Raw genomic sequence first — 14,149 nt, 5'->3', positions numbered from 1 at the left:
TGCGGGCCGGCAGCCAGGTCACGCGTTGCGGCATCCTCATCCGTCGCAGCGTGAACAGGACCATGACCATCATGGCGACCATCATTGAATGTATTCATGGTTCGATATTCTGTACAAAGACTTGGTTGGAATCAGTCAATCACCGGATGCCGGCAAGCTTGCGCAAAAGGCTGCGGCAGGCTGCCGGCACTGGACCAATCACGGGAACGTCGAAGCGAGTGCTCAAGGCTTGCGCAGCCTGACCTAGCGGTCCGCCGCCTATCACCACAGCCTGGGCGTGGTCGATCTCTATGCAGGCCGCTACCGCATCCGCCAGCGCCGCTTGCAGCGCCGCCGGCTGCTGGCCGAGCGCCTGCGGGTCACCACTCGTGAAACGCACGCCGCTAAAAGCAGCCGCTAGCCCATGGTGCCGCACATTGGCCTCGATCGAGGCTGACATGGATGGCGTGGTGGTCGCGATACCAAACCGGCGCCCATGCTGCGCCGCCTCACGCATTGCGGCTTCGCCGATACCCACGACGGGCACGGCCAGCCGTTGCCTGAGCAACGCCACACCGGGATCGCCAAAGGCCGCGACGATGACGCCACAGACCTCATCCGCCGCCAATTCCGTTTGCGTCAAGGCCAGTTCACCAACGGCATGCGCGGCGGCCTGCAGGTCTGCCTCTTCAATAATCATCGGCACACCATGCGGCATCGTTAAACCGCGGATCTCCGGCGCGCCGCCCGGCCAGCTGGCCAGGCAAGCACGAGCGATATCAACCATCATCTGCGTGGTGAGCACGGAGGTGTTGGGGTTGACCAGCAAGATGGGCTTCATGCAGGCCTCAAACCGGTCTTGCAGCGGCGGCATCGCTCACCGCGGCATCTGTTTGCTCATTGTCCGCAGTGTCACCCATGGGGCGGCCGAAAGTTTCCGGTGCAAATTGCACGCTCAGCGCAAACACCCCATACATCCCGGCCAGCAGGGTGAACATGCCGCCAATCCCGTAAGACTGGAACACCTGGCCACTGAGCAGCGGCGTCAATGCACCCGCCAGTGTGCCCAGCGCCAGGATCATGGACGTGCCGAAGGCGCGCACATGGGTCGGATATTGCTCCGGCGCAAAAATCCAGATCGAGGTATTGAGGAGCACCACACAGAATGTGAAGGACGCCCCGAACAACAGCACCAGCGCCACGTTGGAGGTGAGGAAAGCAAAGCACAATCCGGCTGCGCAGGCCAATCCCGCACCGAGGGTCAGCACGCGCTTGCGCGGGAAGTGATAGCCGCAATAGGAAGCTGCCAGCGCACCGAACAGGCTGCCGCTTTGCATCACCATCGTAAAGAGCAAACTCTTGGAGATGGTGTAGCCCTGAGCGATCAGGATGGTGGGCATCAGCGTCAGCACTGAAATCTGGGCGCCGTAGGTCATCGAAACCGCAACGCCGAGAGCGATCGTGCGGCGTTTCAACCGTCCCGAAAACAGCGCGCGCACGCTCTCCAGAAAACTCATTTTCTTGTGCGCAGTATCGTCTTGCGACCAGGCCTTGACATAGGTCCTTGGTTGACCCTCCAGTTTCCCCAGTCGTCCCGAAGCCAGGATAGACAACACGCGGTTAGCTTCATCGACTTTGCCTTTCGATAACAGGAAACGCGGAGTCTCTGGAATAAAACGCCGGTAGAACACCACGAAGATGACCGGCACGACCAGGCAGCCGAACAGCCAGCGCCAGCTGTCCGGTCCCGGGAACATGGCAAATACCGCTAAACCGAAGGCCGGCGCCAGCATATTGCCAATCCCGCCGCTCCCCACGCTGACCAGGCCCACCGCGGTACCGCGAAAGCGGGTAGAGCACAGTTCGGCCAGCATCGTGACGGCAATGGAAATCTCCCCGCCCAGGCCTATGCCAACAATAAACCGGCCCGCTGCCAATACCGTGTAATTCGGTGCAAGGGCGCAAATGATCGCGCCCAAGGTGAACAGCAGCAAGTTGGCGCTCAGCATCGTGCGCCGGCCGTATCGGTCGGCGATATAGCCCGAGGCGATGCGCCCGAGCGCGGCGGCACTGAAGGTCAGGGTATTGAGGAAACCTACTTGTGCTATCGAAATGCCCCATTGCTCGCGCAACATGGGTCCTATCAATCCCACGGCGTTCTGTTCGAATACATCGAACATCACACCTAGCATGATCATGAAGATGATTTTTTTATGAGAAGCCGTTACGCCGATATCGTCCATCGCCCGGTCAAGCTCATGCTGTTGCGGGGATTTCGACGTTTGAGTCGTCATTTCTGCACCCATGGTTGTCTCCTGTAGGTTGGGGTCCGCCGAGTGCGCCTCGGACTATTTGTCACGGGAATCGTTTGCTGTTTCAAGCTCAGCCATGAAGATTCCCCTTGCGTCGTTCACTCCAATGCTGGCGTTGTATGAGGCGCTCACTCCACCGGATACCGGGCGGTCGCTTGTGCGGTCGATTGCAGGTGCGCCATGGCCGCCACGACGCCGCTGCCCTGCAGCGCAACGCCGGCCAGCCCCAGGCCCATCTCGCAACCGCTCAAGGTCGCCATCAGCGTGAGGTCGTTGCATTCGCCGAGGTGGCCGATGCGGAACATGCGGCCCTTCAACTTGCCCAGGCCGGCGCCCAGCGACATGTTGAAGTGCTCATAAACCAGCTTACGCACCCGGTCGGCGTCCACGCCGGCGGGCATCATCACGCCGGTGAGCACCGGGGAATGGCAGGCTTCCTCGACGCACTGGATCTCCAGGCCCCAGGCACGCACGGCTTGGCGGCAGGCCGCGCCGAGTCGCAGGTGGCGGGCGAACACATTGTCCAGACCCTCCTCGAGAATCATGTCCATGGCCTCGGCCAGGCCGTAGAGCAGGTTGGTGTTGGGTGTGTAGGGCCAGTAGCCGGTGCTGTTCATCTCGACGATCTCGTCCCAGGCCCAGAAAGCCTTGGGCAGCCTGGCCACGCGGCTGGCCGCGAGGGCTTTGGGCGACAGCGCGTTGAAGCTGATGCCGGGCGGCAGCATCAGGCCCTTTTGCGAACCGCTGACGGTGACGTCCACGCCCCATTCGTCGTGGCGGTAGTCGGCCGAGGCCAGCCCGGAGATGGTGTCGACCATCAGCAGCGCCGGGTGCCTGGCCCTGTCGATCGCGCGGCGCACGGCGGCGATGTCCGTCGTCACGCCGGTGGAGGTCTCGTTGTGCACCACGCACACCGCCTTGATGCGATGGGCGCTGTCCGCCTGGAGGCGCTGCTCGATGAGATCGGCTTGCACGCCGCGCCGCCAGCCCTCGATGCCGGGCAGACCGAGGAACTCGGGCTCAAGGCCCAGGCGCTCGGCCATCTTTTTCCACAGCGACGCAAAGTGCCCGGTTTCATACATCAGCACCGCATCGCCCGGGCTCATGGTGTTGGTCAGGGCCGCCTCCCAGGCGCCGGTACCCGAGGCCGGATAAATCACCACGGGATGCTGCGTCTTGAAGATGGCACGGATACCGGCGAGCACCTGCCGGCCCAGTGCACCGAACTCGGGCCCGCGATGGTCTATGGTTGGGTAGCTGATCGCCCGCAGGATGCGGTCGGGAACCGGGCTGGGGCCGGGGATTTGCAGGAAGTGGCGACCGGCAGGGTGAAAGTTCAGGTTTGGCATGTCAGGGTAGCTCCTTTTTGGTATACAAAATACAATAAGCCGAATAGTGCCACGCAAAAAGCCAGGCTGTCTAGTGATTAACCCGAATTTTGAATACATAATGCAAATCATGGACAACGTTTTGGATGCAGGAATCGAGGTCGCACGCGACACGCTTCAACAGCGGGTGGCGATTCGGCTGCGCGAACTGCTGATCCAGGGCGTGCTCGCGCCAGGCGCCAAACTCAATGAACGCGAACTGTGCGAACGACTCGGCGTTTCCCGCACGCCGCTGCGCGAGGCGATTCGCCTGCTGGCGGCCGAAGGACTGATCACGCTGGACCCCGGCCGTGGCGCCTTCGCCCCCGTGTTCTCGCTGGCCGATGTCGCCCACACCTTCGATGTGCTCGCCGTGCTGGAAGGCCTGGCCGCCGAACTGGCCGCCAGCCAGATCACCGAAGCCGAGCTGGAAGAACTGCAGGCGCTGCAGCTTGAAATGCAGGCCGCCTTCGAGCGTCACGACCTGCCCCACTACTACCGGGCCAACGCCCGCACCCACGAGCTGCTGAGCACGGCGTCGCGCAACCCGGTTCTGCGCGCGACCTGGCAGCAACTCAATGCCCGCATGCACGCGCTGCGCTTTCGCTCCAACCAGGACGAGGCCAAATGGGCACAGGCCCTGAACGAGCACGCACTCATGATCGAGGCGCTGCAGGCACGCGACGGTCCGGCCCTGAGGGACTTGCTGGTGCATCATCTGCATCGCAAGCGTGATGCGGTGCTGGAGCAGCTCGCCATCGCATCGGCCGCCAAGCCGGTCTGAGCGGCCGCGCCGCGCATGACAGGCCGGGCGCATCCCTTGCCGAGAAAGACCCTGGCTTGCAAAAGCCCTTGTTTTGTTGTCCAATAACTGACCGAAGGGGAGTAACTCCCTCGTTTTGCTGCACTAATTCGATAACAGACACAACAGCAAAATCGCTTCAGCAAGTCGTCAATACGAAGTTCACACTTCCGGCTTGTTGGGCATGCAGCGACACTGCATGTCGAGCCAGACCTTCGATTGAAACCTGTTCAGGTTTGATCGAAGCGTTCGCGGCATACAGCATCTGATCCGCACCACGCCATTCAACCTGTCCGGTTCCACGAGTCCGGAAATCCGCACGTCGGATTTCCACGTCGAAACTTGATACGGAGTGTGTGCAATGGAATTGTTTTCAACCCCCTGGTGGTCGGCCCTGCTGGCGATCATCCTCATCGACCTGGTGCTCGCTGGCGACAACGCCATCGTGATTGCCCTGGCCGCCCGCAACCTGCCGCCCCCTCTGCAGAAAAAAGCCATCTTCTGGGGCGCCGCCGGAGCCATCGTGGTCCGCTCGGCCATGACCGTGGGCGTGGTGTGGCTGCTGAAGGTCCCCGGCCTGATGCTGGTGGGCGGCCTCGGTCTGCTGTGGATCGCCTACAAACTGCTGGCCGACGACGGCGGCGGCGAACATGACGGCCCGGTGGCCAGCACCTTCTGGGGGGCCATGAAGACCATTGTGGTGGCCGATGCGCTGATGGGCATAGACAACGTCCTGGGCGTCGCTGGCGCCGCGCACGGCTCGTTTGACCTGGTCATCATCGGCCTGCTGGTCAGCGTGCCCATCGTGATGTTTGGCAGCTCGGTGGTGCTCAAGCTGGTGGAGCGCTTTCCCGTCATCATCAGGCTAGGCGCTGCCGTGCTGGCCTTTACCGCCGCCAAGATGATCGTCGGCGAACAGCTGCTGGACCCGATTTACGGCGGTCCCAATGCCCTGCCATCCGAGGGTCTCCTGCATACCGCCGCGGCATGGGCCACCTATGCGCTGGCCATCGCCGGCGTGCTGGGCGCGGGCTGGTGGGCCACCCGGCGCACCAAACCCCAAGGCGACGCCAAGCTGATTACCCGCTGAAAAGGGCAATTCCGGGGCCCCATGGGCCCTTGTCTGGCAAGTAGCCGAGCTTTTATAACGACGACAACTCAAGGAGAACTTTATGGACAACATCATTGTGTACGTTGACGATGCCGCGTACGCCCTGCAGATGCTGCAGCCCATGCTGCCCTCGGGCGATACCCGCAGCCCCACCCGCTGGATCGTGGTGGGCTGCGCGCCACGCGTGACGCACCGTGTCAGCAAATGGGTGACCCACAGTGCCCGGGAAAGCTGGCGTGGCAAATGGGCGGAAAAGGTCTTTTCGCAGCTGTTGCCGCTCCTGCAGAAAGAGGGTGACACCGTGCTGACGCAACTGGCACAGAGTACCTTGTGCGCCCAGACCGAGTCCCTGATCAAGACACATGGCGCCGCCCGGGTGCTGGATGCGCGCCGGCCCAAGTTCGGCCAGGACCTGCAGCCCGTCACCGCCACGCAAGCCCAGGAAAGTCACGGCTTGCTGGGCTATGCCGCGGCGCTGGCAGGCGCTGGGCTGCTGGTCGCCACGGATTGAGGGGCTCACCACGTGCAGCGCCCTGCCCCAGCGGGGCTAAACATGCTCGGGGCAGCCCTTCGCGGCGTTGGATGCCCCCCACTTTTTCACATCGAACAGTTGTCGCTGCGATGGTATTCTGGGGCCATGAAACTCATCATCAACTGGCTTTGCAGCGCGGCCGCCTTGCTGGCGGTGGCTTATCTTTATTCAGGCGTGACGGTGAGCAGTTTCACCGCGGCGCTGGTTGCGGCGGCCGTGCTCGGGGCCCTGAACATGGTGGTGCGCCCCATCCTGGTTCTGCTGACGCTGCCGGTGACGCTGGTGACGCTGGGGCTCTTCCTGTTCATCGTCAACGCTCTCATGTTCTGGGCGGCGGCCGGTCTGGTCAGCGGCCTGAGCGTCAAGGGATTTGGCGCGGCGCTGATTGGCTCCCTGATCTACTCGGTGCTGCAGCTAGCGATCGACTTTGTCCTGGAGCACCTGCTCCTTAAGCAGTGATTCGATCTGGCGGGCCCGCGTGTCGATGATCGAGCCCTCGACGTAATCGGCGCTGTCGGGCTTGCTGCGCATCTGCGCCTGCGCCGCCTTCAACCGATCCAGTGCCGCTGCGTAATCCAGCTGAGCGGCCCGGCTTTCGGCATCGGCCCGAATTGCCCGGACACTCTGGTTCTGGTTGCCGTAGGCCACGGCCAGCAGCTGCCAGGCCATGGCATCTTTGGGATGGGCCGCGACCCAGGTCTGCAAGCGATCCGACACCTCTTTCGCCCGGTGCGCCGCCGTTAATGACTTGGCCTGGGTCAATACATCAGCCCGTGAGGTGGTCTTGGCCATATCGAAGGATGACGCCGAGGGCGGCACCTTCCCCGCCAGCAAATCGATCTCAATGGCCAGCAGTTCCACCGCGTCGTTGGCGCGCTGAATGTCCGCAGTGAGCGGCTTGAGGCGGGTCAGAAAACCTCGCGCACCGGCAAAGTCACGCAACTGGGCCGCCGCCAACGCGCCCGCATACAGGGCGCCGGCATCACGGATATTGGCCGCCGAGGCCGGTGATTGCAGCGGCTGCAGTGAAGCGCCCCGGTGCTGGGCTTCGGCCACCATGGCGCGCAGCGCATCGACCCCGGGAACCGCCAGAATACGGGCGCGGGCAGCCATCATCCCGTGCAGCAGGTGCGCCTTGCCGGCTTCGACTTCCTTTTCTTTTGACGGCTTGGCGGCATCCACGGACGCCAGTTGCACCCGGGCTTGCGCCCCGGCAATCCGCTCGGTGGTCAGCGGGTGCGAGCGCAAGTAGGGGAAAGAGCCGTTGTCGTTGAGCCGGGCGGCCTGCTGCAGCTTTTCAAACATGCTGGCCACGCCACGGCTTTCAAAGCCGGCATCGGTCATGACACCAAAGCCGACACGGTCGGCTTCCCGCTCCATGTCGCGTGAAAAATTCAGCTGGTTCTGCGCCGCGACCGCCTGGCCGCCGACGATGGCGGCGCCGGCAACATCACCACTTTTTCCAGCCGCGAGGGCGCCCAGAACCATGGCGGCAATCATCCAGGGCATTTGCCGGCTCTGCTGCGTCATCAGGCGCGAAATATGTCGCTGCGTGACATGGCTGAGCTCGTGCCCCAGCACCGCCGCCATTTCATCGGCGTTGCTCACGGTGGAAATCAAACCGAGGTGTACCCCGAAATAGCCGCCGGGCAGCGCGAACGCATTGATAGACCGGTCGCGCACCAGAAAGAGCTCCCAGGCAAACCGTTCATCCAGTTCGGCCGACAGCTCACCCCGCGCCCGCGCAGCCGCCAGCAAGGGCTGCCAGATGCCTTGAAGGTAGTCGCCCAGCACCGGGTCATCAACGTAATCCGGATCGCGGTAAATGCTGACGGCAATGCGATCCCCAATGCGGCGCTCCGCAGCGGTGCCCAGCTCGGAGTTGTCGCCCAGCGAGGGTAGGGAGCCTGCAGCGCCGCCGGGCGCTTGCGCCAGCGAGACATTGGCAGACGCCACCAACACCACGGTGGTCAGCGCCAGCCGGCTCAGGGCCAGGCCGCCTTTTGCGCGGAGATTTTTGGAACGAATCGATGGGAACAAAAGCAATTACCTCGGCAGTGGTGGTGGGTCCGCAATCCAAGCTCTTATGATGAGGGATGGTTGTAAAGGTTTTGTAACAGCATGACGACGTCTTCTTCAGCGCTCACCCATTTTGATGCTCAGGGCCAGGCCCACATGGTCGACGTGGCGGACAAGGCGGCCACACACCGCATCGCCGTGGCACAGGGCCGTATCGTCATGAATCCGGAAACCCTTTCCGTCATTCTTGGCGGCAATGCCAAAAAAGGCGATGTGCTGGGCATTGCACGCATTGCCGGCATCATGGGCGCCAAAAAAACGAGTGACCTGATTCCCCTGTGCCATCCGCTGGCGTTAACGCGCGTCGCAGTGGATTTCACGCCGGATGAAAAAAATACCAGCATCGCATGCCGCGCGACCGTCGAAACCGTCGGCCCAACGGGTGTGGAGATGGAAGCGCTGACAGCGGTGCAGGTGGCCCTGCTGACCATCTACGACATGTGCAAGGCTGTCGATCGCGGCATGACCATCACCGACGTGAAACTGCTCGAAAAGCACGGGGGGAAATCGGGAAGCTATCTGGCGGGCCCCTGATGGCGCTCAGGCAAGGAGCGCCACGCGTTGTAATTGGGGTTGAACTTTGCAGATCATCCGGCCCGCATCAACCAACCGTATGTGCCTTGGCCCACTGGGCATGGTCTTTTGGGAACGCTGCGCGGTACCTTGCCAGATAAAACAAGGCCTCATCATCGCGCCCCAGCATCACCGCACTCTCAATCAGCTTTTCAATGACGCGCGGCTCGGGCGAATAGTGCAGCAGCGCCCTTGCCGTGTCGAAGGTCCACTGCGCGTTGGCCTGCGTCAGCGGCGTGATGCTCAACTCGGCAAAGCGCACCTGATTGGCAAACAGCCACGAGTTGCGGATTTTGGCCAGCGTATCGTCACGATAGGCCGCGGCGCGCACCTCGGGCGCCCGGTAAATCTGGCTGATGCGGTGGTAATCCCACATCGCATAGCCGGTTATCGCTATCAAAACAATAGCTATATGCACCCGCAATGTATGGGCCAGGGGCCGATTTTGCTTGAATTCCTGGCCAGAGTCCATGTTATTGCCACGCCGCAGCATGAGCACGCACAGCCCCACGGCCATCTGGAAAGGCCCGTACCAGAGCGGGTACTCCAGCAGGCTGTGCAGCCCGATCAGCGCCAGCACGCCCCAAGCCAGTTGGCGTGAAGAATCCATCTCAGACCAGGGCCGCTGCCGCCAGACCCACCATATGAAAGCGCCACACAGCAGCAACGCGGCCGGCACACCCAACTCCACCGCCAGATGCAAGGGCAGGTTGTGCGCGTTGTCCAGAATCTCGCAAAAGCGCGGCCCATCGTAGCGCGTGATGTAGTGCGCGTAACCCAGCTCGCCCCAACCCCAGCCCAGCCAGGGCTTCTGGGCAATCAAGTGCAGCACGTTAGACCAGAGCGTCAGGCGGCTGGCGCAGAGCGGGTCGCCCGCGTGCAGGCGGGCCAACATGCCCTGCGCCGACAGATCCAGCCCGGCCAGCCAGGGCAGTGCCAGCGTTGCCAGCACATAAGCCCCCACCGCAGCCACCAGCACACGGCGAAGCACCGGCTGGCGCCATCCGCCCCAGATCCCGAATAGCGCGCACAGCAAGCCGAGCTGTAGCAGCCCCGTTCGCGATGAAGATGCAGCGTTTCCGGCCGCCAGCAAGCCCGCCGCGACCCACGTCAACCACTGACTGCGCCCGGCAAAGCGGCCCGTTGCCGCAAGCCACAGCAGGGCCGCCAGAGACAGGCTGGTCAAGGTCGCAAACTGGTTGCGCTGGCGCAAATTGGCAAACGCCTCGCCCACTTCCGTCTGGTTCATCCACGGTGAAAAGTGGCCCGCCGCGCCGAAATACTGGCACAAACCGATCCCGCTGCTGAGCAGCCCCGCCGCCAGCCATGCCCATGCAATGGCAGGCATCCAGCGCCCTGCGCGCAAACGGTCAGGGCCCCGACGCCACACGCCCAACAGCAGCGCAGCGCAGGCCCACGAGAACAGCAAGGGCATGGCAGCCGGCGTGGGCGCCGGGGCAAACGGGTTGAGCCACGGCAATGCGATGAACAGGAAAATGGGAATGGACGTAATCAAGGGAAAGGCAGCGAATCAGGGCGCTTGGACATCAAAGTTGAATCGAGCCATTATCTTGTCTGGCCAAGCAGGTGACTCAAAATCCAGACGATCGGCACGCGCTGCAGGCCGAGGTCAAGAGGCGCCGGAATAACAAAGCGAAAGCGCGTCGCCATTGTGAGCTTAGCGCAGCAATCCACTATCCGAGCCGTCGAATTGAATGCTTAAGATAATGTCGGGTGAGGCTGACCTTGATGGCCCACTTTTGCAATAGCTATTTGCCCCAACCAATCATGGATTAGAGCTTATTTTGATATTCAACAGAGGGCGTGATTGGCAGATGAGTTGGCGACTAAACCAAATCAGCGACTTGATTTCAGGTGATGGGAATTTAAATCCAATCCCGATTAAATAATTGATCCATAGGCCTCACAAAACGTTCAGTTCGGCCAAGGAACGGCGGCAATTGCCGGGTTGCCATGAGAGTCTTGTGCCCAGACGCGTCTGATCAAATCACACTCCTCGACGCTGGAAATTTTGCATATCCTGCTTAGCCATTGCCGCGCCTCCTCCCGACGGTCATTTAAAGCCAACGCAGTGGCGGCTTTATAGAGCACGCCACCACCAGGATAAGCATTGACCACTTGAAGCACCCAAGCCAACTCCTCCGCGCTCATTCCTCGCTTCACTTCGTAGCGCATCAAACCAATTCTTTCCCGCAACTGGGTCAACAACACAACGTCTGGGGGCTTTCCTGGCGGCAAAGTACCGATGCGTGCCAGTTCAAAGCGTAGTGTCTGAAAGCTAGACTCCACCCGGAAGTAGTCGCGAACAAGACCCGAAAAAAGTAGTGCCGCCGCAAGCCAGAGACAACTCAACGTCCAGCGCGGCGTAATCCCCACGGGTTTCCCGCCAACACGACTATTCAACACACCCATCACCATGCCTGTTGGCAACAAAAAATAGGCGTAGTGCAGCGGCAACTCCAGCATGGCGTGAATCCCAATGACGCCAAGAAACATGACCAGCATGGCATCTTTCGCATTCGAGACGGCTCGAATATAGGAACTGAACCACCAAGCCAGGGCCAAAGATACAAAAAGACCGATCGGCCAACCAAGCCACAAAACCAAATCAAGAAACAGGTTGTGCGATTGCCCAAAGGTCCCATGCAAAGGAGGAAAAGCAGATGCCACAGCAAGCTGCGCGTGCCCCACCTCAGTCCACCCATATCCAAACCAGGGACGATTCAAAGTCGCATTCAGGAACAAGCGCCAAGCCAAGGGGCGCAACTCACCCTGGAGCTGTCCTCTGAAGTAACTGTGTTCAGAGACGAGTAGCAAAGAGTCGGCCAGCCCTCTTAAAAGTGGGGGGCACACCCAAAAGAACACAAACAAGGCGGTTACACTCCAGGGTACCCATTTTGAACGCCAAAGTCGTCTCCAAGCCCACGTTGCGCCCACTAAGAATGTCAACCCGAGCCAAGCGGTGCGGGACTGGGTCAGCGCGATGCCAAGCAACAAAAAACAGGCCAGCATCCAGGCCACCGATGCTCTGATTTTTTGATTGACAAAGCCCCAGGCACAAGCCAGCAAACCCCAGAGCAATAAGGTTGCGAGCTGATTGGGTTGTCCAAAATTGGCATAGGGGCGTTCACCCGCCAAGCCCATGGACCATAAATCAAAGATGCCCGTGTCCATCAAGCCCAGCCAAGTCTGAAGCTGTAGATTGACTGACAAAATAGAGGCCGCGCCAATAGCCCAGAACAAGCCGCCAGCCAACTGATCGGGGCATGCCCGTTCCCACCGTTGACCGGTCAACAACGCCAACAGCAGGCCCAACAGATAAGCGGTAGAGATCCAGGCCTGTCCCGCGAAGGAAATCAGGCCTGCACTGTATTGCAGCCACGGGACGCAAACCAGCACCGCCACCAGCACAGCGGAGCCATGCCACTGCGTGGGCGATTTGGAACGCAAGATCACGGCGACGGATGCCAGCGCAAGTACTGCCGCAGTCCATGCATCAGCGTGAAATCCAGCCCACGGCGGGTAATGATTCGGCAATAACCATGCACATGACAGCGCACAGGCCCACCCGCCAAGCCAGAAAGACGTTAGCGGTGGATCACCCACTCGAATCATTCGCCGCTGCGAAAACCAGCGGATATCGGATGTCAGTAAGGAATTCATCATGCAGAAAAAGCAAGAGGCCCTTTTCAGGGCCTCTTGTGTTTAGCAATTCACGAAAAACTTATTACTTGCAGCTTGCAGGCAAGTACTTGGCATCAATGGGATTGGTAGCGCCTGCTGCGCAAACCCATGTCACCTGACCATTCGCGGCCAAGGTTCCAGTCATTTGAAGTGTCTTGCTGCTGATCTTCGCATCGCCTGCTGCTGTAGTTGTCACGGTAATAACACCCGTCGAGGCATCGGTCTGGGAATACGCGACACCCGATACATACTTCGAAGATTGATTATCAACCACCAAGCTCGCCGTTGCGGGCATGGCCGCGTTAACCTGAGCAGCCTCGGCCACGCTAGTTTTCGCCGAGGAAGCGGCCAAAATCACTTCAGACACTTTGGCACGCACGGTGTAATCTTGATAAGCCGGCAAAGCCACGGCCGCCAAAATACCAATAATCGCCACAACGATCATCAATTCGATCAGGGTGAAACCCTTTTGAACCTTTTGCATGGAACGCTTCATTTAAAACTCCTTGGTTGGAAAAACTGACGCAAGGACTAACGCAGATTGCATGCCAAGCCTTGCAAGGACGTTTTTGCGAACTTAAGCGTGATATTTTTCCAAACCCGGCATGTCAAAGTTACGTTTTTTGACCATTAACACCAAAACAAACGACATTTTTGTCACCAGATACCGGCCGGCCGGAGCACTTTCAGATCGCTCAGACCCGTAATCACTTTCTTCGTGCTGCCCACTTTCAGAGCTCGCATGGGTCAGCAGTCCTCATTGACCATTGACGGCGTATAGGGGCAGTCGATCTGCCTTAAACAGCCTGCGGAAGACTTGAAAAACTCGTCTCATGATCGCGTTCCGGCAGGGCTGCTTACAACTCAAACTCCTGCCCCGCCCGCAGCCATCGGATGTCATGCGGCAGGTTGGACCCCGCCAAATGCGTCTGCTCAAGCCGCTGTACCTCCGCCATGATGAGCGCCGTCTCGGCCGGCTTGGTATGGGTGATGTAAATCGGGTAGTTCCTGCCCGGGCCTATGCACTCGAGCTCGCTGGCAAGCACGTCGGGCGACAAATGCAGGCTGCGTTGGGCCAGGCCGCGCTCGCGGTTGCTAAATGCCGTTTCAATCACCAGCATGGCAACGTTCAGCTGATTGATGCGGTCCCACAAGGCAGGATTTATTTCGGTGTCGCCGGTAAACACCCAACAGCCCTTGTTGCCGGTCACGGCGTAGCCCACCGCTGGCACCGTGTGCACAGCGGGCAGCACTTCCACCTGCTTGCCGGCCAGCCACAAGGTTTGCCCCAACTCCAGCGGGTGAAAGCGGATGAATGGCGCCGCCGGCGTCGGGATTCTTGAAAAATCCGGCCAGATCGTGTTGTTGAAAATATGCGCCTGCAGGGCGTCAATCGTGGCTTGCAGGGCGTGAACCTGAATGGGCCTGGTCCTGCGTGCAGCGATTGCATCCACCATCAGCGGCAACGCCGCGACATGGTCCAGGTGGGAATGGGTCAGCAGCACATGATCGATACCGGCCATTTCATCGAGCGTGAGATCACCAACGCCCGTGCCGGCGTCGACCAGCAGATCATGGTCCAGCAAAAAAGACGTGGTACGGCAGTCCCTGGCGATAGCCCCCGAGCAGCCCAGTACACGTACTTTCATGCGGTTTTCCCTGTTGGTAGCTGGTATCAAACTTGAAGCC

General features: G+C 60.5%; 13 protein-coding genes. 5 read left to right on the top strand and 8 right to left on the bottom strand.

Features of this window, described 5'->3' with window-relative positions; translation table 11 throughout:
* Positions 1-139 precede the first annotated feature (139 nt).
* The 3 genes from PJE01S_RS17260 to PJE01S_RS17250 all read right to left on the bottom strand — a co-directional run bounded on the left by PJE01S_RS17260 (position 140) and on the right by PJE01S_RS17250 (position 3,640).
* A complete protein-coding gene (locus PJE01S_RS17260) occupies positions 140-820 on the bottom strand; it encodes an aspartate/glutamate racemase family protein (RefSeq protein WP_068834945.1) in 681 nt (226 codons plus the stop codon).
* A gap of 7 nt (positions 821-827) precedes the next feature.
* A complete protein-coding gene (locus PJE01S_RS17255) occupies positions 828-2,285 on the bottom strand; it encodes an MFS transporter (RefSeq protein ID WP_068834879.1) in 1,458 nt (485 codons plus the stop codon).
* Between the two features lie 134 nt (positions 2,286-2,419).
* Positions 2,420-3,640: a pyridoxal-phosphate-dependent aminotransferase family protein gene (locus PJE01S_RS17250; protein ID WP_068834878.1), complete on the bottom strand. Its 1,221-nt coding sequence runs from the start codon at positions 3,638-3,640 to the stop codon at positions 2,420-2,422.
* Positions 3,641-3,749: 109 nt separating this feature from the next.
* Here PJE01S_RS17250 and PJE01S_RS17245 point away from each other — a divergent pair, with 109 nt between their 5' ends.
* From PJE01S_RS17245 to PJE01S_RS17230, 4 genes are all read left to right on the top strand, one after another.
* Positions 3,750-4,442 carry a GntR family transcriptional regulator gene (locus PJE01S_RS17245; protein WP_068834944.1) on the top strand — a complete coding sequence of 231 codons (693 nt, stop codon included), beginning with the start codon at positions 3,750-3,752 and terminating at the stop codon, positions 4,440-4,442.
* Positions 4,443-4,821: 379 nt separating this feature from the next.
* Positions 4,822-5,550, top strand: a complete 729-nt coding sequence (locus tag PJE01S_RS17240; RefSeq protein ID WP_068834877.1) for a TerC family protein — start codon at positions 4,822-4,824, stop codon at positions 5,548-5,550.
* Positions 5,551-5,632: 82 nt separating this feature from the next.
* Positions 5,633-6,082, top strand: coding sequence for a hypothetical protein (locus PJE01S_RS17235; RefSeq protein ID WP_068834876.1), 450 nt, complete (start codon positions 5,633-5,635; stop codon positions 6,080-6,082).
* A gap of 126 nt (positions 6,083-6,208) precedes the next feature.
* Positions 6,209-6,562, top strand: a complete 354-nt coding sequence (locus tag PJE01S_RS17230; RefSeq protein WP_068834875.1) for a phage holin family protein — start codon at positions 6,209-6,211, stop codon at positions 6,560-6,562.
* On the opposite strand, the gene PJE01S_RS17225 is transcribed toward PJE01S_RS17230, so the two are convergent.
* Positions 6,518-8,092, bottom strand: a complete 1,575-nt coding sequence (locus PJE01S_RS17225) for a M48 family metalloprotease (RefSeq protein ID WP_068834943.1) — start codon at positions 8,090-8,092, stop codon at positions 6,518-6,520. The genes PJE01S_RS17230 and PJE01S_RS17225 overlap by 45 nt on opposite strands.
* 132 nt (positions 8,093-8,224) lie before the next feature.
* Between PJE01S_RS17225 and moaC the strand changes: the two genes are divergently transcribed.
* Complete coding sequence (gene moaC / locus PJE01S_RS17220; RefSeq protein ID WP_068834874.1) at positions 8,225-8,716, top strand: cyclic pyranopterin monophosphate synthase MoaC; 492 nt, start codon at positions 8,225-8,227, stop codon at positions 8,714-8,716.
* A 67-nt stretch (positions 8,717-8,783) separates the two neighbouring features.
* Here moaC and PJE01S_RS17215 read toward each other — a convergent pair whose 3' ends face one another.
* The 4 genes from PJE01S_RS17215 to PJE01S_RS17200 all read right to left on the bottom strand — a co-directional run bounded on the left by PJE01S_RS17215 (position 8,784) and on the right by PJE01S_RS17200 (position 14,109).
* A complete protein-coding gene (locus tag PJE01S_RS17215; RefSeq protein WP_245660825.1) occupies positions 8,784-10,271 on the bottom strand; it encodes a PglL family O-oligosaccharyltransferase in 1,488 nt (495 codons plus the stop codon).
* 419 nt (positions 10,272-10,690) lie between these two features.
* Complete coding sequence (locus PJE01S_RS17210; RefSeq protein WP_169804395.1) at positions 10,691-12,439, bottom strand: PglL family O-oligosaccharyltransferase; 1,749 nt, start codon at positions 12,437-12,439, stop codon at positions 10,691-10,693.
* 64 nt (positions 12,440-12,503) lie between these two features.
* Positions 12,504-12,956, bottom strand: a complete 453-nt coding sequence (locus PJE01S_RS17205; protein WP_281178626.1) for a pilin — start codon at positions 12,954-12,956, stop codon at positions 12,504-12,506.
* Positions 12,957-13,317: 361 nt separating this feature from the next.
* Entirely contained in the window at positions 13,318-14,109 is a 792-nt protein-coding gene (locus PJE01S_RS17200; RefSeq protein ID WP_068834872.1) for an MBL fold metallo-hydrolase, read from the bottom strand.
* Between the last annotated feature and the right edge of the window lie 40 nt (positions 14,110-14,149).

It is taken from the genome of Polaromonas jejuensis NBRC 106434 (assembly GCF_001598235.1).
GTDB classification, from domain to species: Bacteria; Pseudomonadota; Gammaproteobacteria; order Burkholderiales; family Burkholderiaceae_C; genus Polaromonas; species Polaromonas jejuensis.
The sequence above is the reverse complement of the archived record's forward strand: the minus strand, read 5'-3'. Positions and strand labels throughout refer to the sequence as shown.

What these genes read in the sequence shown, in the direction of transcription:
- PJE01S_RS17210 (WP_169804395.1), bottom strand. Translation starts at nt 12,439, where the DNA reads ATGAATTCCTTACTGACATCCGATATCCGCTGGTTTTCGCAGCGGCGA.
- PJE01S_RS17260 (WP_068834945.1), bottom strand. Translation starts at nt 820, where the DNA reads ATGAAGCCCATCTTGCTGGTCAACCCCAACACCTCCGTGCTCACCACG.
- PJE01S_RS17250 (WP_068834878.1), bottom strand. Translation starts at nt 3,640, where the DNA reads ATGCCAAACCTGAACTTTCACCCTGCCGGTCGCCACTTCCTGCAAATC.
- PJE01S_RS17230 (WP_068834875.1), top strand. Translation starts at nt 6,209, where the DNA reads ATGAAACTCATCATCAACTGGCTTTGCAGCGCGGCCGCCTTGCTGGCG.
- PJE01S_RS17235 (WP_068834876.1), top strand. Translation starts at nt 5,633, where the DNA reads ATGGACAACATCATTGTGTACGTTGACGATGCCGCGTACGCCCTGCAG.
- moaC (WP_068834874.1), top strand. Translation starts at nt 8,225, where the DNA reads ATGACGACGTCTTCTTCAGCGCTCACCCATTTTGATGCTCAGGGCCAG.
- PJE01S_RS17255 (WP_068834879.1), bottom strand. Translation starts at nt 2,285, where the DNA reads ATGGGTGCAGAAATGACGACTCAAACGTCGAAATCCCCGCAACAGCAT.
- PJE01S_RS17245 (WP_068834944.1), top strand. Translation starts at nt 3,750, where the DNA reads ATGGACAACGTTTTGGATGCAGGAATCGAGGTCGCACGCGACACGCTT.
- PJE01S_RS17200 (WP_068834872.1), bottom strand. Translation starts at nt 14,109, where the DNA reads ATGAAAGTACGTGTACTGGGCTGCTCGGGGGCTATCGCCAGGGACTGC.
- PJE01S_RS17205 (WP_281178626.1), bottom strand. Translation starts at nt 12,956, where the DNA reads ATGAAGCGTTCCATGCAAAAGGTTCAAAAGGGTTTCACCCTGATCGAA.
- PJE01S_RS17240 (WP_068834877.1), top strand. Translation starts at nt 4,822, where the DNA reads ATGGAATTGTTTTCAACCCCCTGGTGGTCGGCCCTGCTGGCGATCATC.